The 21,350-nt window shown below is 67.6% G+C and carries 22 protein-coding genes; 3 read left to right on the top strand and 19 right to left on the bottom strand.

Annotated elements, in window-relative coordinates:
• Positions 1-23: 23 nt before the first annotated feature.
• The 6 genes from RMCB_RS19420 to groES form a co-directional block, all read right to left on the bottom strand.
• A complete protein-coding gene (locus RMCB_RS19420) occupies positions 24-335 on the bottom strand; it encodes a hypothetical protein (RefSeq protein WP_072278501.1) in 312 nt (103 codons plus the stop codon).
• Positions 336-452: 117 nt separating this feature from the next.
• Complete coding sequence (locus RMCB_RS19415; protein ID WP_062830097.1) at positions 453-1,040, bottom strand: HD domain-containing protein; 588 nt, start codon at positions 1,038-1,040, stop codon at positions 453-455.
• 37 nt (positions 1,041-1,077) lie between these two features.
• Positions 1,078-2,532, bottom strand: coding sequence for an FAD-dependent oxidoreductase (locus tag RMCB_RS19410; RefSeq protein WP_062830096.1), 1,455 nt, complete (start codon positions 2,530-2,532; stop codon positions 1,078-1,080).
• A 63-nt stretch (positions 2,533-2,595) separates the two neighbouring features.
• Positions 2,596-4,122 (bottom strand): adenylate/guanylate cyclase domain-containing protein, encoded by a 1,527-nt coding sequence (locus RMCB_RS19405; RefSeq protein WP_062830095.1) that lies wholly within the window; start codon positions 4,120-4,122, stop codon positions 2,596-2,598.
• Between the two features lie 53 nt (positions 4,123-4,175).
• The gene (gene groL / locus RMCB_RS19400; protein ID WP_062830094.1) at positions 4,176-5,792 is read right to left on the bottom strand and encodes a chaperonin GroEL; all 1,617 of its coding nucleotides are present in this window, start codon (positions 5,790-5,792) and stop codon (positions 4,176-4,178) included.
• 81 nt (positions 5,793-5,873) lie between these two features.
• A complete protein-coding gene (groES, locus tag RMCB_RS19395; protein ID WP_029367666.1) occupies positions 5,874-6,176 on the bottom strand; it encodes a co-chaperone GroES in 303 nt (100 codons plus the stop codon).
• 388 nt (positions 6,177-6,564) lie between these two features.
• Here groES and RMCB_RS19390 point away from each other — a divergent pair, with 388 nt between their 5' ends.
• From RMCB_RS19390 to RMCB_RS19380, 3 genes are read left to right on the top strand one after another with little or no spacing between them, the layout of a single operon-like run.
• The gene (locus tag RMCB_RS19390) at positions 6,565-7,080 is read left to right on the top strand and encodes a hypothetical protein (RefSeq protein ID WP_062830093.1); all 516 of its coding nucleotides are present in this window, start codon (positions 6,565-6,567) and stop codon (positions 7,078-7,080) included.
• On the top strand, positions 7,081-8,106 hold the full coding sequence (locus tag RMCB_RS19385) for a cupin domain-containing protein (RefSeq protein ID WP_062830092.1): 1,026 nt from the start codon (positions 7,081-7,083) through the stop codon (positions 8,104-8,106).
• A complete protein-coding gene (locus RMCB_RS19380) occupies positions 8,106-8,798 on the top strand; it encodes a glycine-rich domain-containing protein (RefSeq protein WP_062830091.1) in 693 nt (230 codons plus the stop codon). The genes RMCB_RS19385 and RMCB_RS19380 overlap by 1 nt, the downstream gene beginning before the upstream one ends.
• 9 nt (positions 8,799-8,807) lie before the next feature.
• Here the strand turns inward: RMCB_RS19380 and RMCB_RS19375 are convergent, their stop codons facing one another.
• The 13 genes from RMCB_RS19375 to RMCB_RS19315 all read right to left on the bottom strand — a co-directional run bounded on the left by RMCB_RS19375 (position 8,808) and on the right by RMCB_RS19315 (position 21,294).
• Positions 8,808-9,263 (bottom strand): nuclear transport factor 2 family protein, encoded by a 456-nt coding sequence (locus RMCB_RS19375; RefSeq protein WP_062830090.1) that lies wholly within the window; start codon positions 9,261-9,263, stop codon positions 8,808-8,810.
• On the bottom strand, positions 9,260-10,291 hold the full coding sequence (gene tsaD / locus RMCB_RS19370; RefSeq protein WP_062830089.1) for a tRNA (adenosine(37)-N6)-threonylcarbamoyltransferase complex transferase subunit TsaD: 1,032 nt from the start codon (positions 10,289-10,291) through the stop codon (positions 9,260-9,262). The genes RMCB_RS19375 and tsaD overlap by 4 nt, the downstream gene beginning before the upstream one ends.
• Positions 10,288-10,752 (bottom strand): ribosomal protein S18-alanine N-acetyltransferase, encoded by a 465-nt coding sequence (rimI, locus tag RMCB_RS19365; protein WP_062830088.1) that lies wholly within the window; start codon positions 10,750-10,752, stop codon positions 10,288-10,290. Before rimI ends, tsaD begins: the two co-directional genes overlap by 4 nt.
• Complete coding sequence (gene tsaB, locus RMCB_RS19360) at positions 10,749-11,375, bottom strand: tRNA (adenosine(37)-N6)-threonylcarbamoyltransferase complex dimerization subunit type 1 TsaB (RefSeq protein ID WP_109784357.1); 627 nt, start codon at positions 11,373-11,375, stop codon at positions 10,749-10,751. The genes rimI and tsaB overlap by 4 nt, the downstream gene beginning before the upstream one ends.
• Positions 11,372-11,839 carry a tRNA (adenosine(37)-N6)-threonylcarbamoyltransferase complex ATPase subunit type 1 TsaE gene (tsaE, locus tag RMCB_RS19355; protein WP_062830087.1) on the bottom strand — a complete coding sequence of 156 codons (468 nt, stop codon included), beginning with the start codon at positions 11,837-11,839 and terminating at the stop codon, positions 11,372-11,374. Before tsaE ends, tsaB begins: the two co-directional genes overlap by 4 nt.
• Positions 11,832-12,944 carry an alpha/beta fold hydrolase gene (locus RMCB_RS19350; protein ID WP_062830086.1) on the bottom strand — a complete coding sequence of 371 codons (1,113 nt, stop codon included), beginning with the start codon at positions 12,942-12,944 and terminating at the stop codon, positions 11,832-11,834. The genes tsaE and RMCB_RS19350 overlap by 8 nt, the downstream gene beginning before the upstream one ends.
• Positions 12,941-14,107 carry an alanine racemase gene (gene alr / locus RMCB_RS19345; RefSeq protein ID WP_062830271.1) on the bottom strand — a complete coding sequence of 389 codons (1,167 nt, stop codon included), beginning with the start codon at positions 14,105-14,107 and terminating at the stop codon, positions 12,941-12,943. The genes RMCB_RS19350 and alr overlap by 4 nt, the downstream gene beginning before the upstream one ends.
• Before the next feature lie 64 nt (positions 14,108-14,171).
• Complete coding sequence (locus tag RMCB_RS19340; protein WP_062830085.1) at positions 14,172-15,551, bottom strand: glutamate decarboxylase; 1,380 nt, start codon at positions 15,549-15,551, stop codon at positions 14,172-14,174.
• 13 nt (positions 15,552-15,564) lie between these two features.
• Complete coding sequence (locus RMCB_RS19335; protein WP_062830084.1) at positions 15,565-16,977, bottom strand: NAD(P)H-hydrate dehydratase; 1,413 nt, start codon at positions 16,975-16,977, stop codon at positions 15,565-15,567.
• Between the two features lie 131 nt (positions 16,978-17,108).
• Positions 17,109-18,197 carry an ABC transporter ATP-binding protein gene (locus tag RMCB_RS19330; RefSeq protein WP_062830083.1) on the bottom strand — a complete coding sequence of 363 codons (1,089 nt, stop codon included), beginning with the start codon at positions 18,195-18,197 and terminating at the stop codon, positions 17,109-17,111.
• Between the two features lie 3 nt (positions 18,198-18,200).
• Positions 18,201-19,112, bottom strand: a complete 912-nt coding sequence (locus RMCB_RS19325; protein ID WP_062830082.1) for a carbohydrate ABC transporter permease — start codon at positions 19,110-19,112, stop codon at positions 18,201-18,203.
• Positions 19,109-20,020: a carbohydrate ABC transporter permease gene (locus RMCB_RS19320; RefSeq protein ID WP_062830270.1), complete on the bottom strand. Its 912-nt coding sequence runs from the start codon at positions 20,018-20,020 to the stop codon at positions 19,109-19,111. The genes RMCB_RS19325 and RMCB_RS19320 overlap by 4 nt, the downstream gene beginning before the upstream one ends.
• A gap of 2 nt (positions 20,021-20,022) precedes the next feature.
• Complete coding sequence (locus RMCB_RS19315; RefSeq protein WP_062830081.1) at positions 20,023-21,294, bottom strand: ABC transporter substrate-binding protein; 1,272 nt, start codon at positions 21,292-21,294, stop codon at positions 20,023-20,025.
• Positions 21,295-21,350: the final 56 nt, after the last annotated feature.

Below are 21,350 nucleotides of genomic sequence, written 5' to 3'. Positions count from 1 at the left end.
AGATGGTCGCACGCAGCAGGTTCTCAACGTGGGCCGATACCACCACCGCCGCCGGGCCGACCTGGACCTCCCGGGCCGCCGGGACGCCCCGGGTTCCAGACGATTCCGAGATCCCAGTCGTTGCCGCAGTACCAGTCGTATTCACACGGATAGGGAACGACGGGTGTGGCAGCTACGGGTCCGCCGTCAGCACCACGCACGTCCCCTTGCGCACAGACGGTGGCGTAGCCCGAACTCGTGCAGTCGGCCTTGGCCGCAGGCGCCCCAGTCACGAGCCCGACGGGCACCATCGTCATCGCCAATCCGAAAATCAGGTAGCGCTGTGTAATTCGCACGCCGCTTCCTCCTTTTCTGCAGGCAGGAGGGCCTGAGGAACCGAATACGTCGAGGTTATCCCTTACCGCGTTTACATACGGCGGAATTAACGTTAAAGACAAACTCGCCCGCTGCGCCTAGGCGTCAAGCGGATTGGCCCTGATGCGCTCGGCACCGTTGTTGGCGATCGATGCGGCGGCCGCACCGTTGGGTTTGCGTCTCGCCTGATCCTCGAAGCACGCCAGGAACTCGTCGCCGAACCCGTGCCGGGGATAGCGCGCCAGTATCGTCGCCCGTGCGTCGGTGGGGAACTCGTCCGGCCGGCGCCCGGCAACGTCCCACGCCGTCGCGACCTGCAGCAGATGGGACTCGGGATCGACGGCCGCGGACACGTCGTCGCGCATGTGCAAGACGATGATCTCCGTCGCCCTGGCCGCCCGCTCGGCGGACCAACCGGCCGCGACCCCGAACACCCATGCCAGGTCTCCGCCTGCCTCCTCGAACGACACCCGGTGACTGTCGAACGGGTCGGTCAGCGCGATGTCGTGCAGGAGCGAGGCGACGTAATAGAGCTCGTCGTCGAATTCGATACCGTGCGCGGCGGCGTAGCGCGCACCCCACAGATACGACCGGATGCAGTGATTGAGCAGGGCGGGCGAATAGAAGCGGCCGGCCACGGAGAGTGCGGCCGTTGCCGCCGGTGTCTGCGGGAACGTGTCGTCCATCGGGTGTTGCCTCCAGGTTGCTCGACGATAGCGCCCATCAGAAGTTCACACCGGAGAACATCACCCGCCCCGGGTCGTATTTCTGCCGGACGGCGGCCAGCCGGGAGAGGTTGGCGCCGAAGTACCGCGACGCGGGCTGGTTCGCCTCGAGATAGTTCACGTAGCCGCCGACCGAATACGGTGCCACGGCTTGGTGAGCGGTGCCGAGCCAATTGGCTGCTGCTGCCGGCGAACCGGAGGTCTCCACGTACCACTGGACCAGAGCGGACTGCCGTCGCCACGGGAACGCGGTGTCCCCTGGCCCCACGGTGGCCAACGCACCGTCGAGCGCGTGCATGATCACCAACGGACGACCGGCCCCGGCGGGAAAGGCGTTGAACGCCGCGGCGATTCCCTGCGCCGCGGCCGGGGTGATTGACGAGAAGACATCGGATCCGCCGACGTAGCCCAGCGGCGAGGGATTGAGGTTGTTGACGGCGAGGTACTGGACGAGATCCAGGTAGTTGAACGTGTGCTTCTCGACCGTCATCGGTTGCAGTCCAACCGCTTTGGATACCGCGGCCGATACGGCGTCACCGGAGCCCGCCGGACTGGTCGCGAGGATGCGACAGTGCGCGCCACCCGGGTCGGTGATGGTGTCGGCCAGCGCCCAGCTGCTGCGGTCGGCGGTGCGCAGCCAGGTCTGCCACCCGAGGAGCACCTGCGGAAACGACTCCAGCGGGAAATGCAGGCTCGCGGCGTCCACATCGCTGGTGGGGAAGGTGGCAAAGGTCAGCGCCGTGGTCACCCCGAAGTTGCCTCCGCCCCCACCTTTGAGCGCCCAGAACAAATCCGGATGCTCGTTGGCCGACGCGATCACGCCCGCGCCGCCGGGCAGCACCACCGTCGCCGACACCAATTGATCGCACATCAGGCCCGCGTGCCGCGATTGCGCGCCCAACCCGCCGCCCAGGGCGTGCCCGGCCACTCCGACCGTCGGGCATGTCCCGGTTGGGATCCCCCGACCATTCGCGGCCAGGGCCTGATGGATGGTGTACAGACCGGTCGCAGGCGTCACCGTGACGTAGCCGGTGGCGGCGTCGTAGTTGACGCCGCCGGGCAATTGACGCAGGTCGAGGATCATGGCGCCGGTGGCTGTCGACGCGCCCACATAAGAGTGCCCGCCACCGCGCGGAGCGACCTTGAGGTTGTGGGCAGCGGCGAACGCCATCGCCTTCTGCACCTCCACCGCCGAGGTCGGGGTGACCACGGCGGCCGGCGCGAAGTCGTTGAAGTTGGTGTTGAAAACCGCCTTGGCCGAGGCGAATTGGCCGTTGTCAGGCAGTATCACCTTGTCGCCGATGGCGGCTGACAGGTCTCCCCAGCCCGACGCTGCCGGCTGGGCACTGGCCCGGTTCGATCCGAACACCGTCCCGGTGACCAACGCTCCGACGGCACCCCGCAGGAATGTCTGACGCGAGATCCCACGCGGTGACTCCCGCGGTACCGTCATGTCCGAATTCTTGCCCAGTCATCATCAAAACCGGCTCCGCCGCAGTCTGTGTCGCGGTATCGGTCAGGTAACCGATTCGCCTCCAACGGGATACGCCGGATCGACGCTGAAAACCGCAACGGTGGCTGCCTTGCCTTTGATCGCGTGCGATCCACGATCGACCAGGCCGGCCGGTCGGGAAACCAGCGCGTCAACCGTCTGCTGGGTAAGCAGAATCATCGCGCCGGTGGTTTTGGTGAGCTGCTCGACGCGGGCCGCGACGTTGACGGTGTCCCCGATCAAGGTGAACTCCAGCTTGGCTCCTCCGCCGATCGTGCCGGCGATCACCGGACCGGTATTGATGCCGATGCCGATCCGAAGCTCATCGCCGAAGCGCGCAGCAACGAGCCGCTGAATCAGAACGGCGGTGTCCACCGCGACATCGGCATGCCCCGCAAGGTCGTTGGGCGCGCCGAACACGACCAGGGCGCCGTCCCCGAGAAACTTGTTGACGTGCCCACCGGCGTCGACCACGGCGGGCACGACGATCTCGAACAACGCGTTGAGCCGAGACACTGTGTCCTCGGCAGTGTTCGCCTCGGCGAACGGGGTGAAGTCACGGACGTCGATGAACATCACCGTCACCTCACGGCGCTCGCCGGCGAACACGTCATCGCTCTGCGCGAGCAGCCGGGCCGCCAGCGCGGGGTCGACATAGCTGCCGAACGCCAGCTGAAGTCGTTGCCGCTCAGCCAAACCCGCTTGCATCCTGTTGAATGACGCCGAGAGTGCCCCTAAGTCGTCGTCTTGGACCACGGGCAGACGTTGGCTGTAGTCGCCCGCGGCAACACGTTCAGTGCCCTCGGCAAGATCGCGTATCGGCCGGAGGAAGGGTGCGATTGCCATGACCGCCACCGGTCCCGAGATGAGTGTCAACGCACACCCGATCGCCAAGGACACGATGGGGTCCTCGCGGGCGCGGTCGATCACCGACGCCGTGATCGCCGCGCCGGTGGAGAATCCGAAGGCCATCGCGATCATGGTGACGTGCGACCACAGGGCAAACGTCGGGTGCGCGCGTGGCAGGGAATCGCCCATTCCCGTGTCACCGGCGATGGCGGTCCTGACCGGCCTCAGCGATCCCTCGCTGAAGCTGTGCACACCGAACACTCCGGTGGCCGCTCCGTAGGCCGCGCCGATAATCGCGTACTGGACCAGTCGCCACCCGGTGGCGCCCGCGACCACACCGACAACGACCGCGACGCACGGCGTCCAGACGACATCGGTTGCGAACACTCGGGCAGTCGTGCGCCGCGCGTAGACGTAGGTGGCCGCCAACGCCTCCTTCGGATCGACCGCGCGGCCTGCTGCCCACTTCTCGATCAGGCGCAACCGCTTCGAGCCGGGCAGGACCATCAAGTAGACCCGCACCAGCATGGCGATACACGTGATGACGGCCGCCTGTACGTAGCGATCAGATCCCTCGAAGGCGACGATGATCAGCGGGTAGGCCAGGTGGACCGACAGGCCCGCAAGGTATACGAGGACGCAGATCGCCCACGAGTACGTCGGTCCGTACCGGTCCCACACCCATTGAAAGATCCGGTCCATGCCGAAACAAAACACCCCCGGCCTGCAGGCCGGGGGTGTTTCGTACGCACTACCTAGTGGGCGTGCCCGTGGTGATGGCCGTGGTCGGCCTCTTCCGCAGGCTTGTCCACGACAGCGGTTTCGGTGGTCAGGATCATCCGGGCCACCGATGCGGCGTTGAGGACCGCCGAACGGGTCACCTTCGCCGGGTCGACGATGCCTTCGGAGACCAGGTCACCGTAGGCCAGCGTCGCGGCGTTGAAGCCCTGCCCGTTGCCCAGCTCGCTGACCTTGTTCACCACGACCGAGCCGTCGAGCCCGGCGTTGGTGGCGATCCAGTACAGCGGGGCCGACAGCGCGGAGGAGAACACCTCGACGCCGATGGCCTCGTCGCCCTTGACCTCACCGCGCAGCTTGTCGAGGGCGGCGCGAGCCTGCACGAGGGCGGCGCCACCACCGGTGACGATGCCCTCTTCGACGGCGGCCTTGGCTGCCGCGACGGCGTCCTCGACCGCTTCCTTGCGCTTCTTGAGATCGGTCTCGGTGGCCGCGCCGACCTTGATCACCGCGACGCCGCCGGCGAGCTTGGCCAGCCGCTCCTGGAGCTTCTCGCGGTCCCAGTCGGAGTCGGTGGTCTCGATCTCGGACTTGAGCTGCTTGACGCGGTCGGCCACGGCGTCCTTGGAGCCGCCGCCGTCCACGATCACGGTGCTGTCCTTGCTGACCACGACACGACGCGCCGAACCCAGCACGTCGAGGCCGGCCTCGCGCAGCACCAGGCCCACGTCGGGGTTGACCACCTGGGCGCCGGTCACGATCGCGAGGTCCTCCAGGAACGCCTTGCGGCGGTCACCGAAGAACGGCGCCTTGACCGCGACGGCCTTGAGGGTCTTGCGGATGGCGTTGACGACGAGCGTCGACAGTGCCTCGCCTTCGACGTCCTCGGCGACGATCAGCAGCGGCTTGCCTGCCTCGGCGACCTTCTCCAGCAGCGGCAGGAGGTCGGGCAGGGAGCTGATCTTGTCGCGGTGCAGCAGCACCACGGCGTCTTCGAGCACTGCTTCCTGCAGGTCGAAGTCGGTGACGAAGTAGGCGGAGATGAAGCCCTTGTCGAAGCCGACGCCCTCGGTGATCTCCAGCTCGGTGTTGAGCGTCGAGGACTCCTCGACGGTGACCACGCCGTCATGGCCGACCTTGGTCATGGCCTCGCCGACCAGCTCGCCGATCTGCTCGTCACGCGAGGAGACCGTGGCGACCTGCGCGATCGCGGTCTTGTCGGACACCGGCTTGGCGGCGGCCAGCAGGGCCTCCGAGACCGCGTCGGCGGCCTTGCCGATGCCGGAACCGAGTGCGATGGGGTTGGCACCGGCAGCGACGTTGCGCAGCCCGGCCTTGACCAGAGCCTGCGCCAGCACGGTCGCGGTGGTGGTGCCGTCACCGGCGACGTCATTGGTCTTGGTGGCGACGGACTTGACCAGCTGGGCACCGAGGTTCTCGAATGCGTCTTCCAGGTCGATCTCGCGGGCGATGGTGACGCCGTCGTTGGTGACCTGCGGTCCACCGAATGCCTTGGCGAGCACCACGTTTCGGCCGCGCGGGCCCAGGGTCACCTTGACCGCGTCGGCGAGCTTGTCGACACCGGCCTCCATGGCACGCCGCGCAGTTTCGTTGAACTCAATCTGCTTGCTCATAGATGTCTTTCCTTATCACGCATACCGCCCCGGACATCGCCCGTACGCGTACGGGGATCTCCGGGGCGGGACACGGTGCTTTTACTTGGAGACGACAGCCAGCACGTCGCGGGCCGACAGGATCAGGTACTCCTCGCCGTTGTACTTGATCTCGGTGCCGCCGTACTTGCTGTAGATGACGGTGTCGCCCTCGGCAACGTCCAGGGGGATCCGCTTCTCGCCGTCCTCATCCCAGCGGCCGGGGCCAACTGCGACGACGGTGCCTTCCTGCGGCTTTTCCTTGGCGGTGTCAGGGATGACCAGACCGGAAGCGGTCGTGGTCTCGGCCTCGTTGGCCTGAACGAGGATCTTGTCCTCGAGTGGCTTGATGTTGACTGCCACGATGGAAGCCCTCCACTTGTCGGGGTGTGGATCCGGGGGGATCCCCAGATGCCGGTTACCAGGTGTTCGTGGCATACGTCCGTGCCCTCGCTCCGTCGTCGCGGGTGCCGGCGCTGGGGTTGGCCGCGTGCCACCTAGCACTCTATACATGCGAGTGCTAGCACTCAAGGTTGGACCCTGACTATTCGGCGGGCTGTTCGTCCACGGCGAACACGACGGCAGCCGGCCCCTCCGGACCGGCGCAATCCCGGACCCACCCCAATCGCCACAATCACGCCTCGACGGCGAATCACGCATGGGATGCTGTGGCGCAAATGCACGGGTCACGTCCCGTTTCGAGCCGCCCCGAGAGGTCTGTGTTGTTCTAGCGCCAGCAGTGAAGGAGAGGGAAATGGCCGATACCGCCTCTAGCGGTGAGCAGGAATTCTCAGTGCATCCGGAGCTGGCGCGGATGGCCGCCCAGGGTGTCGACGTCGCCGAAGTCATCGCGTTGGCGGGTTACATCGGCGTGTCGGCCAAAGAGGATGTCGTCCGGCTCCACCCTGAGCTGGACGACATGTCGATCAGTATCGACATCCCGAAGAGCGACATCCTGGCCGTCAGAGACGCACCCGCGCCGACGATGCCGATGGGCGGAGTCGTCGTCTGGCTGGCCCGCACGGCCGAGGTGACGTTCCGCCGGACGCGCACGGTCTCTGCCACGGCTGCGCAGGTGCGACGCTTCTTCGACGCCGGTTCCGTGCTGGAGCCCAACAGCACCGAACGGGCCGTGGATCGCCTCAACATTCAGATGAGTCCGGCGTTGCGCGCCAAAGTTCCTCCTGTGTACATCCCGCCGGAGCAGTGCGCAGTGTGCACCTCGAAGAACTGCTCGTCGCACTGCCTGCCGCCGTGCCAGTCGCAGTAGATGAGACTCGACGACCTCTGCGGCGTGATCGACGGGCAAGGCTTCCCGTCCCGAGACGCAGCCGAGCACCCGGACCGGCACTCGGTCGTCGCGGCGCGCGCGGCCATCACCGCGGCGGTGCGTGACGACGAGTTCTTGGTCGATTGCATGGCGCGCGAGCTCGATCTCATGCAACGCCCGGCACCACGGCGCGGCCTGGTTCCCTTCTACACTCTGGCGGGCTACGGAATCCGGTTCGCCTTCGGCTACTGGCCACCGGGCAGCAGCGCAGGCGCCCACGAGCACACGGCCTGGACCATCACCGCCGTCTGCCGCAACGAACTCACCGTTCAGACCTACGATCGGGACCAGTCCTATCGGCGACAGGAATTGGTCCCCAAGAACCGCTTTGCGGCCCCGGCGGGACGCGTCGGCTTCATCTACGAACCGTGTATCCACGACCCGCGCAACCCGACGAATCGATGGTCGCTGTCGCTGCATGTGACGAGCCCGCGCGACGGTGAGCGCCGCGACGACGCAGATGCGTGCCTGCCCGTACTGCAAGCGCGACGGCCGGTCGACGCCGACGATCCGTACCTCTGGGTTCAGACGGCCAGATATCGGCAGGCGTTGCTTCGCGAAGTCGCCCGATTCCTGGCGCAGACCGAATGCGCTGCCGCCGAACACCTTCTCGATCGGTGCCATCAGCTCGGCTCGGCCGCGACGCGCCGGTTCGTCACCGGCCTTGGCAGACCAGAACCCGACAGTCCGGACCGCGGCGCGTCGCCGGTCTTGACGATCACGCACCCGGATCTCGCGCTGAGCTGTCGCGATGTCGATGGTGGTGTTGCGTTGGGTGTCGAGACGCCCGGCGGCTGGATCGAACAGCTGCGGATGACCAGGTTGGCACGCGAGGCCATCGTGTTCTGCACGCGCAGAGGCGAATTCGATGTGAGCGAGATTCCGGGGCCGGTGACGGCAGCGGAGCGATATGCGATCGCCGAAGCCCTGGAAGATGCCGGCCTGTTCCGAATGGAGCCCACCTGATGTCCACGGCCGAATCCGCAGTCCAAGCGACGGTTTCCCCGCTGCTTCGCGATGCCTTGTCGTTCGAGGCACCCTATGTCGTCGAGCGACTGGTGAAGGATCGCGTCGTCGGCGAACCGGGCGAAGGCCGCGAACTGTTAGCCGAGATACTCAGATATCTGGTGCTGTGTGAGCTGAATCGCGATGTCGTCGTCGGCATGTATTCGGCCCGCGTCGACGAGGCCTGGCACGCGTTCATCCTGTACACGACGGAATACACCGACTTCTGCATGCGCTTTTTCGGCCGGTACGTCGGGCATGCCCCCAAGAACGCCCCGCGCGCAGGCCCCCACGATCACCGCGACCGGCGCGAACTCACCTTCGACGAGTTCCGCGAGCGGTATCAGGACGCTTTCGCCGAGCCGCTGCCGGACGTGTGGTACGACGTGCGCAGTATCGTGCCCGCGCGCCGGGTGTTCAACGACTCCGCACCGAATATGACGGTGACGCAGCATGATTCGATCGCAGAGCTCATCGATGACGGCGGCACCGTGATCCTGTCGGCCAATGCGATCGCCTACGATGCCTTGCGGTTCATCGCCCAGACAGGAGCCTTCTACGTTCGGGAGCTGCCGGGCGGGCTGACCGACGACGAGAAGGTCAACCTGATCAGGACGCTGACGTCGTGGGGCCTGTTGCGGGTCGCGCCGTGACGCCTGCGATCACCTCTGATAGACGCTCGGGTCGATCATGAGATGCGCTGACACATCTCCGACCATCTCCACGTCGACCGTGCGCTGGGTGAAGTGCCAGCCCTGGTCATCTCGGGCGAACCGGTCGGCGTAGCGCCCGACCACGATGGGTTGCAGTGCAACCGCATCGGTGTTCTGGACGACGACGAAGGTCGACCGCGCGGTCGCGTGCCCGTCGTCGATCTCCACGATCGGGTTGAGCACGAGGTGCCGGGTCCGCGGGGTGTTGCCGTGTTCGGGATAGCGCCGCGTGCTCGACGCGAAGAGCTTCGCGATGTCCTCGGCACCGGACGTGGCCGGCGATGCGGTACCGCCGAACGTGGCCCGGGCGAGCAGCTGCCCGACGCCGTCGAAATCACCCGCGTCGATGAGCTCGGCGTAGCGGTACAACAGCTCGGTGATCTCCAGCTTGTCCGCCGGGCTCACGCCACCTGCCCCTGTAGCACCGGCAGCCCGGGGTCGCTTGCGGCATCCAGCGGTGAGGGCGCAGCGCCCGCGGCGATCAGATGCGCGGCGAACGACGCGATCATCGCGCCGTTGTCGGTGCACAATCGCGGGCGCGGCACCCGTAGCGTCAAACCCGCTGCGGCGCAGCGTTCTTCGGCCAGTTCCCGCAGCCGCGAGTTGGCAGCCACCCCGCCGGCGATCAGCAGTGTCGAGACACCGAGGTCGGTGGCCGCACGCACGGCCTTACGCGTGAGCACATCGGCAACCGCCTCCTGGAAGCCGGCCGCGATATCGGCCTTGACCTCATCGGAATGCGTCGCTTCTTTCTCCCAATAGCGCGCGACCGCGGTCTTCAGGCCCGAGAAACTGAACGCGTACGGGTCGTCACGCGGCCCGGTCATCCCCCGCGGGAAGACGATGGCGTCACGGTTTCCGGTGCGGGCGAGGTCGTCGAGCACCTTGCCGCCGGGGTAGCCGAGCCCCAGCAGCCGGGCCACCTTGTCGTAGGCCTCACCGGCCGCGTCGTCGACGGTGCTGCCCAGCTCGACGATCGGCTCGCCCAGCGACCGGACGTGCAGCAGGTGCGTGTGTCCGCCGGAGACCAGCAGCCCGACGCTCTCCGGCAGCGGGCCGTGGTCGTAGACGTCGGCGGCCAGGTGCCCGCCGAGATGGTTGACCGCGTAGAACGGTACGTTCCAGCCGGCCGCGTAGGCCTTGGCCGCGGCGACGCCGACCAGCAGGGCCCCGGCCAGTCCGGGACCGATGGTCGCGGCGACGACGTCGGGCCGCTCGATGCCCGCGGAGTCCAGTGCCCGCCGCATGGTCGGGCCGAGCGCTTCGAGATGCGCGCGCGAGGCGATCTCGGGGACGACGCCCCCGAACCGGGCGTGCTCGTCGACGCTGGAGGCCACTTCGTCGGCCAGCAGCGTGATGGTTCCGTCGTCAGCGAGCTCAGCGATGCCGACTCCGGTTTCGTCACAGGAACTTTCGATGGCCAGGATGATCATGATGGGCTCCCCGCGGGAAGGCGTTGCATGGTATACGCGTCGGCGCCGCTGGCTCGGTAATACCGTTTACGCAGACCGATGTTGACGAATCCGACGCTCTCATAGAGCTTGATCGCCGGCACGTTGTCGGTCCGCACCTCCAGGAAAACCGTTCCGCCCGAGGCGAATTCGAGCAACTCCGCGAGGAGCCTGCGGCCGATGCCCTGGCCCTGGAACTCGAGGTCGACACCGATGGTGTGCACTTCGTACTCGTACGGGCGGACCCGGCCCAGCCGGGAGATGCCGGCGTAGCCGACCAGGCGCCCTTCGCTGCGCGCGGCGATGTAGTGGTTGTGCTTGGCGGCCAGCTCGGCCAGGAAGGCCCGCGCAGGCCAGGGATCGTCCCCGGGGAACAGCTGGGATTCCAGTTCCGCGCAGCGGTCCGCGTCAGCCTTGGTCCTGTCGTCGTAGGTGATGGTCATTTCTGCACCGCCACAGACGGTTTGGCATCAGGGCGGCGCAGGTACAGCGGGATCAGCGGTGCCGGTTCGGCCCAGTCCCCCACCGCGGCGACGAGGCCGTCGGGCGTCGGGTACACCGGTTCCAGACGCGGCAGGTCGAACAACGCGGCGTGCTCGGGCGATCCCGCTACCCGGTCCGCCCCGGCGGGCACATCGGCGGGTGCGTTGACCGCAGGGCCGTCGACCCGCACCCCGTCGCGGTAGCGCGCCCAATACACCTCGCGGCGGCGGGCATCGGTGACCACCAAAACCTCACCAGAGGTGCGGACCCCGATGGCGTCGAGGCTGCACACGCCATGGACCGGGACACCGAGGGCGTGTCCGAACGCCGCGGCGCTGGCCATCCCGACCCGCAGCCCGGTGAACGGGCCGGGCCCGCACCCGACGACGACGCCGCCGAGGTCGGCCACCGTGAGCCCGGCGTCGCTCAGCGCGCCGAGCACATTCGGGGTGAGCTGCTCGGCGTGCGCCCGGGGGTCGACGGTGACCCGTTCCGCCAGCGTCGTCGCCGTGCCGTCGTCGGCGCGCCGGACCACCCCGGCGCTGACCGCCGGGGTGGCGGTGTCGATCGTCAGCAGGTTCACGGCGCGTTCCACTGCCACGTCACGGTACGGACCTCACTGTCGGGATCCCGGTCGATCCGGATATCGAGATGATGATCGGACAAGCGCTCGGCCAGGCCCTCGCCCCACTCGACCACCACGACGGCATCTTCGAGATCGGTGTCCAGATCCAGCGCGTCAAGTTCGCCCAGCAGGTCGGCCCCGGCATGGTCGAGCAGCCGGTACATGTCGACGTGGATCATCGCGGGCCGGTCGGCGTGGCGGGCCCGGTGCACCCGGGCCAGCACGAAAGTCGGCGACACCACGGGTCCCTCGACATCCATCGCCTGCGCAATTCCCTTGGCCAGCACCGTTTTTCCCGCACCCAACGGCCCGGACAGCACCACGACGTCCCCGGCGCGCAGGCCGGCACCGAGCGTCGCGCCGAGGGCGATCGTGTCGTCGGCGGTGCCCACTTGCGCGGTACCCGCGGTGCGCTCAGTCATGGGGCCGCACCCGCTCGCGCACCCGCCGCGACAGCGTGACCAGTTTGGACGGGGTGGCCCGCTGGACCAGTCCGACCAGGGCGTCGTCGATCACCTCGGGTTCCTCCAGTTGCACCAGATGGCCGGCGCCCCCGACGATCACCAACTCGGATTTCGGTAGCTGCGCGGCCATGGCCTCTGAGTATTCCATCGGGGTGAGCAGGTCCCGGTCACCGCACGCGATCAACGTCGGCACCCGGGCGAGCACCGGCAGCGCCGCGGACTCGTCGTGCACCTCGAGTGCGTGCAGGAACTCCACCAGCGTGGCGATCGGCGTGCTGTGCATCATCTGCTCGGAGAACTCCACCACGCTCGGGCTGATCTTCTCGTCGCCGTACGACGCGGCGCGCAGGATGGGACCGATGACCGACCGCGCGGCGCCGCGGGTCCGGTGCACCGTCTTGGGGGCATACCGCGCGGCGAACCGGACCCCCTCCAGCGCCGGGTTGCGCAGGATCTCACCGAGCGGGGACCGCGACACCCCTTCGGCGGCCGAGGCGATCAGCGCGGCACCGACCACCCGCGACGGGTAGCGCTTCGGGAACTGCCGGGCATGCGACAGCACGGTCATGCCGCCCATCGAATGGCCGACGAGTACCACCGGCCCTCGCGGAACCGTCACTGCCAGTACGGATTCGAGGTCTTTGCCGAGCTGCTCGACGGTGTAGGTGTCGGGGTCGGAGGTTCCGGACTGGCCGTGGCCGCGCTGGTCGTAGAACACCATTCGCACCTGCGGACCCCACTGTTCGGCCAACCGGGCCCGCTGAAAGTGGAAGGCGCCCATCTGAAGACAGAATCCGTGCGCGAACACCACGGTCAGCGGCGCGTCGAGCGGCCCGACCTCGCGCACCGCGAGCGGCACCCCGTCGGCGGTGGTGACGACCGAACTGCGGTCGGCGTCGAGAAGGTGGAAATTCTCGCCGGCGTACGGATCCTCGGCGAGCACCCGGCGCCCCAGCGACCGTGCCACCGATGCACCGGCGACGGTGCCGATGGCGGTCAGCCCCGCTGCACCCGCCAGCCAGCGGGCCCGGTGATGGTGCTCATCGGGGGCGCGGTCGCTCAATGGCTCTGGCCCGAAACGTAGCTGCGGACGACGCGGCCGCGGGGGCTGGTGACGATCTCGTAGTGGATGGTGTCGAGCAGATCGGCCCAGTCCTGCGCGGTGGATTCACCCTGGGTGCCCGGCCCGAACAGGATCGCGTCGTCGCCCTCGGTGACGTCGGCCGCGTCCGGCCCGAGGTCGACCACGAACTGGTCCATGCAGACCCGCCCGACGGCACGCCGCAGTTTGCCCCGGATCAGCACGTCGAACCGGCCGCTCAGGGCCCGGTAGACCCCGTCGGCATAACCGAGCGGCAGCAGCGCCAGCGTGGTGTCACGATCGGCCACCCACAGGTGACCGTAGGACACGCCGTCCCCGGCCTTGACCGAACGTACAAGTGTCACTGGGCATTTCAGTGTCATCGCAGGACGAAGGCCCACATCGCCGCGGTCGGGGACCGGGTTGAGGCCGTAGACCGCGACGCCGGGGCGCACCATGTCGAACGCCAGGTCCGGCCGGGTCAGCACGGCAGGTGAGTTGCTCAGGTGGGCGATCTCGACGGGGACGCCGTGCTCGCGGGCTTGATCACGCATCGCGGCCAACCGCTGCGCCTGCACGTCGTTGAACGGATGGTCGACAACGTCACCGTGCGCCAGGTGGCTCATGATGCCGCGCACCCGGATCGCACCGTCGGTATGCGCGCGGTGCAGGGCGGTGAGCAGCGCGGGGTAGTCGGCGGGGCTCACCCCGTTGCGGCTCAGCCCCGTGTCGACCTTGACCGTCACGGTGGCGGGCGACCCGACGTCAGCGACCGCCGCGAGGACCTCGCCGAGTTGGCGCGCTGATGACACCGCCACTTGGACATCGGCCGCGACAGCCGGGGCGAAGTCGGTGCCCGGTGGGTGCAGCCAGGCCAACACCGGTGCCGTGATGCCGCCGGCACGCAGCGCCAGCGCCTCGCCGACGGTGGCGACGCCGAGTTCGGCGGCCCCGGCGGCCAGCGCGGCGCGGCCGACCTGGACAGCGCCGTGCCCGTACCCGTCGGCCTTGACCACCGCCATCACCTGCGCCGGCCCGGCCAGCTCGCGCAAAACCTTCACGTTGTGCTCGACGGCGCCGAGATCCACCACTGCCTGCGGCGCGGTGTGCTGAGTCAGGGGGGCCGTGAGTTCGCTCGTCTGCATCGTCATATCACCGCCCGCCATTGTCCCAGAAGCGGCGAGCGGCCCCGCACCGGAGCGTGCGGCGTCAGTGCGTGAAGGGTTGCACCCGATCGAAGAATCCGCCCGGCTTGAGTTTGTCGAGGTGGCCGAGGGCGGTGATCAGGTCCTCCTTGAGGGCCCTGGCCAGGTCGGCCGAGAAGCCCTCACGGACCACGATCCGCAGCACGACGACATCGGACGCATCGTCGGGCATCGTGTAGGCCGGAACCTGCCAGCCGAACGCCCGCAGCGCCTGCGACACGTCGAACTCGGTGTAGCCCGGGTCGCCGCTGAGCCGGAAGCTGATCACCGGGATGGCCGACCCGTCGGAGATGATCTCGAAGTGCTCGCTTGCCCGCAGCTCGTCGCCCAGCCAGCGTGCGGTCTGCGACAGACACTGCATGACCTGGGTGTATCCCGCCCGGCCGAGGCGCAGGAAGTTGTAGTACTGGCCGACCACCTGGTTGCCGGGGCGGGAGAAGTTCAGGGTGAACGTCGGCATGTCCCCACCCAGGTAGTTCACCCGGAACACCAGGTCTTCGGGCAGGTGGTCTTTGCTGCGCCACACGACGAACCCGATGCCCGGATAGGTCAGGCCGTACTTGTGCCCGCTGACGTTGATCGAGACCACCCGGGGCAGCCGGAAATCCCACTGCAGGTCCGGGTGCAGGAACGGCACCACGAAGCCGCCGCTGGCGGCGTCGACGTGCACCGGGACGTCGACGCCTCCGCCTGCCGCCAGCTCGTCGAGCGCCGCGCAGATCTCGGCGATGGGTTCGAGCTCACCGGTGAACGTGGTGCCCAGGATGCCCACGACGCCGATGGTGTCCTCGTCGACCGCCCCGAGCACCTGTTCGGGAGTGATGACGTAGCGCCCCTCGGCCATTGGCAGATACCGCGGTTCCACGTCGAAGTAGCGGCAGAACTTCTCCCACACCACCTGAACGTTGGACCCCATCACCAGATTGGGGGTGCGCCCCTTCCATCCGTCGCCGACCTTCTCGCGCCAGCGCCATTTCAGGGCCAGGCCCGCCAGCATCACGGCCTCACTGGATCCGATCGTGGATACCCCGGTGGCGCTGGCCGGGTCGTCGTCGCGCAGGTCTTCGGCGTGGAAGAGATCGGCGACCATGTTCACGCACCGCGTCTCGATCGCCGCGGTCGCCGGGTACTCGTCCTTGTCGATCATGTTCTTGTCGAACGTCTCGGCCATCAGCTTTCCGGCCTCGTCGTCCATCCAGGTGGTGACGAACGTCGCCAGGTTCAGCCGTGAGCTGCCGTCGAGCATGAGCTCGTCGTGGATGAACCGGTAGGCCGCAGCGGGTTCCATCGCGTCGTCGGGCAGGCGCAGCGCCGGCACCGGCGCCATGTCGAGCCGTCCGGTGTAGGCGGGGGCGACTTGGGCGTGGGAATGCTTGCGGGACATGGTGTTCCTTCCGTTACAACGACGCGATCGCCGTGCGGATGTGGGCCAGGATGGCCGACGCCGATGTGGGTGCGGGTCGTGGACCCGGGTCGGCCGCGGAGAGGTTGGCCGCGTGGGCATGCACGAATGCCCCGGCGGCGGCGGCCCGTGCCGGCTCGAGCCCGGCCGCCAGCAGAGAGCCGATGACACCCGAGAGCACGTCGCCCGAACCGGCGGTGGCGGCCCACGATTGACCGGCCGGGTTGAGGTAGGTGGCACCGTCGGTGCCCGCGATGACGGTGACGTTGCCCTTGAGCAGGACCGTGGCGCCGAGCCGGTCGGCGAGCCTGTGGGCCGCGCCGACGCGGTCGTCCCCGACGGGTTCGCCCGCCAGCCGCTGGTACTCCCCCGCGTGGGGCGTCAGCACCGTCGCGGCGTTGCGGCCGGCCACCAGGCCGGGGTCCTGGGAGAGCAGCGTGAGCCCGTCGGCGTCGACGAGAACCGGCAGGTCGGTGTCGAGGACGAACCGCAGTGCCGCCTTCGCGTCGTCATCGGTGCCCATACCGGGGCCGGCCACCCAGGCCTGCACCCGCCCGGCCTCCTGCGGGCTTGCCGCGGCGATGACTTCCGGCCAGTGGGAAAGCACCTGCTGTGCAGCACTTCCCGCGTAGCGCACCATGCCCGACGTTGCGGCCACGGCAGCGCCGACGCTGAGCACCGCCGCGCCCGGGTACGTCGCCGAACCGGACACCAGCCCCGTCACGCCCTGGGTGTACTTGTCATCGTGGGGACCGGGAACCGGCCACAGCGCTCTGACGTCGTCGGCGTCGAGTCCGAGCACGTCCGTGGCGGGCAGATCCAGGCCGATGTCGACGAGTTCGACGCGTCCGCAATCGGCCAGTGCGTGTACGGGTTTGAGACCGCCGAAGGTCACGGTGAGTGCGGCGCGTACATGCGGGCCGTCGGTGGACCCGGTCTGCACGTCGATGCCGCTGGGGATGTCGACGGCGACCACCGGCGCGGTGGTGGCGGCGAACACCTCGGCGGCGGCCGGCCGCAACGGGCCACGCCCCGAGATCCCCACCACCCCGTCGATCACGAGATCGGTTGCGGCAGCGATCTTTTGCACGACCCTGCCGCCTGCGGCGCGGAATGCGGCCAGCGCGGCGGGGTGGGTGCGGTCCACGTTGAGCAGCACGGCGTCGGCGGCGGCGGCGCGGCGGCGCAGGAAGGTCGCCGCCCACAGCGCGTCGCCGCCGTTGTCGCCGGAGCCCACGACCGCGCACACCCGGCGGCCCGCGACCCCGCCGGTGCGGGCGACCAACTCGCGGGCGATGGCCGTCGCCAATCCGTAGGCGGCACGGCGCATCAGGGCGCCGTCGGGCAGCGAAGCCAGCAGCGGGGCCTCAGCGGCTCGGATCGCATCAGCGGTGTAGTAGTGCCGCATCAGCTCCCGCCCCGATCGATGACTCTCGACATGCCCGCGCGCCAACAGGTTACGCGGGATCGCATGATGGGGTCATGAGTTCGGGCCCAAACCCCGCCGGGGCTGCCGAAATGATCGGCCGCAAGCACGCCTCAGAGACAGATGCGCTCGCGATCGCGTCGGGCATCGCCGGTCTCGGCGTCGAAGAAGTACGTCCGCTCCGGCGGCAGTGTCAGGCCGATCGGGGCACCCGAGGCCAACTCGGTGTCTGCCGGTGCCTGCACGATCACCCGCGTCTGCGTGTCCCCGGCGTCGACAAGGGCCGTCACCAGGACATGGCTGCCCAGCGGTTCGACGAAGTCGACGCGGGCCGGCACCATGCCTTCGCGGCAGTGAGCCGACAGCTGCAGATGTTCGGGGCGGGCCCCGACGGTGACCGGCCCGTCCGGGGAGGATGCGGGTGTCACCGCGGCACCGCCCACATGCAAGATGCCGGAGCGGATGACCGCGGGAATCAGATTCATCGGTGGACTGCCCATGAAGGCGGCGACGAACGTGTTGGCCGGGCGGTTGTAGATGTCGTCGGTGGTGCCGATCTGCTGCACCTCGCCGTCGGACATCACGCACAGACGGTCCCCCAGCGTCATCGCCTCCACTTGATCGTGGGTCACGTAGATCGAGGTGACCGGGACCTCGCGGTGCAGGCGTTTGAGGTCCCCGCGGACCTGGTTGCGCAACTTGGCGTCCAGGTTCGACAACGGCTCGTCGAGAAGGAACGCCCGCGGTTCACGGACAAGCGCACGTCCCATGGCCACTCGCTGTCGCTGCCCGCCGGACAGTTGGCCGGGCTTGCGGTCCAGAAGTCCGGTGATCTGCAGCAATTCGGCGGTTTCGCGCACCCGACGGTCGATCTCCTGGCGCGGGGTCCGGCGCTGCCGCAGGCCGTATGCGAGGTTGCGATAGACCGACATGTGCGGGTAGAGCGCATAGTTCTGGAACACCATCGCGATGTCGCGCTGCCCGGGCGCAAGGTCATTCACAACGGTGCCGCCGATCCGGATCTCTCCGGATGTCGGCTTGTCGAGGCCTGCGAGCAAGCGCAGCGCGGTGCTCTTACCGCAGCCCGATGGTCCGACGAGGATCAGGAACTCGCCGTCCGACACGGTCAAGTTCAGCCCCTTGAGCGCGAGCACATCCCCGGAAAACCGGCGGGTGACATCACGAAACTCCACTTCAGCCAACGTTCAGCCCTTCAGTCCGGTACTGGCCACCGATTGCACGAAATACCGTTGCGCTCCGACGAACACCAACAGCATGGGCAACAGGCTCATGACATTCGCCGCCATCAACAGCGGCCATTTGACCCGATGTGCTCCCTGGAAATAGCTGAGCCCCAACGGAATCGTCATCTGGTCCTGCGACGTGATCACGATCAGCGGCCACAGGAAGTCGTTCCAGGAGGTCAGTACGGTCAGTGCCGCGAGGGTGGACAACGCGGGCAGCGACAGCGGCAGCACAATCTTGAACAGCACGCCCAGCCGGGATGTCCCGTCCACCCGGGCCGCTTCTTCGAGCTCGACCGGAACCGTCTGAAAGAACTGGCGCAGGAAGAAGATGCCGAAGGCCGTGGCCAGGTTGGGCAACATCAGCGCGCCGATGTGATCGATGCCCAGGCCCGCCCACACGTTGTCGCCGAACCATTTGACGATCAGGAACACCGGGATCATTGTGACCTGGAACGGCACCATCAGAGTGGCCATCAACGTGGCGAAAAGCGCTCCCCTGCCCAGGAATCGGATGCGGGCAAAGGCGTAGCCGGCCAGGCTGCAGACAATCAGGTTGCTCACCAACACCACTGAGGTGACCAACAGGCTGTTGAGAAAGAAATGCCCGAAGGGTGCGGCGTTCCAGGCGTCGACGTAGTTCTCGAACCGCGGCCGCTCGGGCAGGAGCACCGGCGGGAAGCGGTTGGCCTCCCCTTCGCTCTCCAACGAGGTGACAAGCATCCACAACAGCGGGACGACCAGCAGGAAGGTCAGCGGGATGAGAACCAGATGCCACGGGCTGAACGGGATTCGCATCTTCCGTCGGCCCGGCGGATGCTGCTGTGCCTGCTGCGCAAGGGTTTCGGTTTCGGGTAGTCGGGTGGTGGTCATGAGGTGTGCACATGCTTCCGGGCGATACGGAACTGGACGGCGGTGATCAGCAGGATGACCACGAACAGCGCGTAGGCCATCGCCGCGGCGTACCCGGCGTCGAACTGCACGAACGCCCGGTCCCACAGGTAATACACGATGACGGTGGTGGCGCGTAGCGGTCCGCCGCGCGTCGTCGCGTAGACCTCGTCGAACAATTGGAGCGCGTTGATGGTCAGCCAGACGACGAGGAACAGATTCGCCGGTCCCAGCAGTGGCACCGTGATGGTGCGGAAGCGGGTGAACGGGCTCGCCCCGTCGATCGCCGCGGCCTCGTGCAGTTCGGCGGGAACTCCCTGCAGGGCAGCCAGATACACGATGACCGAGAATCCGGTCCAGCCCCAGATCGTCATGGCCACGATCACGTACAGGGCTTGGGTCGGCGAGGCCAGAAAGGGCTGTGCCGGAACGCCGACGGCGCCCAGCGCCGCGTTCACCAGACCGTAGTCACGGTCGGTCAGCCACAGGAAGATGATTCCTTGCGAGATGGTCGAGACCGCCATGGTGATGTACGCAGCGGTTCGGTACACCGAGATGAAGCGCACCGAGCGGTTCAGCGCCGCCGCGACGAACAGACCGACGAGCATCGTGCCGGGTACAAACAGCGCCGTGTAGATGATCGTGTGCTTGATCGCCTCGACGACCACTGGATCCTCGGCCAGTTTGCGATAGTTGTCCAAGCCCACCCACGGGGTTTCGGGCGTCAGCAGATCCGACCGCTGGAACGACAGCATCAGCGACATCAGCACCGGCAACAAGCCGAAGGCACCGATGAGCACCGCAGCCGGACTCACCAGCGCCCATCCCGCCACTGTCTCCGACCGGCCGAGCCACTGGAACCGGGCGGTCAGCCCTCTCGCCGACACCACGCTCACTTCCCGGCCAGCGCGGCGTCGGCAGCCCGCGCTGCGGAGTTCAGTGCATCCGCGGGCTGCTCTTTGCCGAGCATGACCGCGACGATCGCCTGCCCCAGCGCCTCGGAGATCGCCGGATACTGCTCGACGGTCGGCCGCACGTTCTTCACGTTGGCCAGGTTCTCGACGAATGTGGCACTGCCCGGGAGTTTTTGGTTCAGCTGCTCGCGGAACGCGGGATCCTGCCCGACGGACTGCCGGGTGGGCAGATCCCCGGTGCCCAACGAGAACGCCTTGACCTGTTCGGGTGCGGTCAGCCATTTGACGAAGTCGATCGCCGCCTGCTTGCGCTTGTCCCCGTTGTTGAACACCACCCAGTTGTCGGGACCCGAGATCGTTTGGTGCGTACCACCGGCGAACGTCGGCATCACCTGCACCCCGTATTCGATGTCGGACAGCTGGCTGAGGTCCCAGGGACCGGTGACCAGCATTGCGACCTTGCCGCTGTTCATCAGCTTCGGGCCGTTCTCGTTGGTGGTGTCGAGGTAGAGCGACTTGTCGGTGACCGCCATCTGTTGCAGGGTGGTCAGGGCCTTCACACCGGCCTCGGAGTTGAAGGCAGCCCGCTCGTTGTCGTGCGTCAAGACGTCACCACCGGCCTCCCAGAGCATCGGAATGTAGTGCCACACCGTGTCTTCGCTGCCGTCGGCGGGGATGAGCCAGCCGTACTGCCCCTTCGCCGGGTCGGTCAGTTTGGCGGCAGCACTGCGAAAATCGTCCCACGTCCAGCTCGCCGTCGGCGGCGCCACCCCGGCCTCGGCGAACAGCTTCTTGTTGTAGACGATCGCGAGATTGTCCACCAGGGCGGGTACCCCGACGATCTTGTCCCCGACCGTCGCCGCCTGCCGCTCGGCGGGATAGAAGTCGTCCCAATTCCAGTCGGGCGACGAAACCACCTCGGACATGTTGACCACAGACTGGATCTTGGCGATGTTCGGGGACCACGACCCGAACATGTACGCCACATCGGGGGCGCTGCCGCCGCGTACCGCGGTCAGAACTTTCTGCAGCACGAGGTCATTGCTGGAGTAGAGCTCTTTGACCCGGACGTCGGGATGCTCCTTGTTGTACTGCGCGATCAGACCCTTGAACACTTCACCCTCGGTGTCCTGGTACCCGTGCCACACCGCGATCTCGACCGCGCCGGACGATGACGACCCGCCACCGCACGCGGCAAGTGCGAGGGCAAGAACAGCAACCACTGCGATACAGAGCCGGTGTCGGATCACGGTAGACACTCCTTTGTTGGCGACATGTGGACGTGGGTCTGGTTCATGGCCGGCCG

The sequence above is a fragment of the Mycolicibacterium brisbanense genome, assembly GCF_001570425.1.
GTDB classification, from domain to species: Bacteria; Actinomycetota; Actinomycetes; order Mycobacteriales; family Mycobacteriaceae; genus Mycobacterium; species Mycobacterium brisbanense.
Note: the sequence above shows the minus strand (reverse complement) of the source record. Positions and strands in the feature narration are given on the sequence as shown.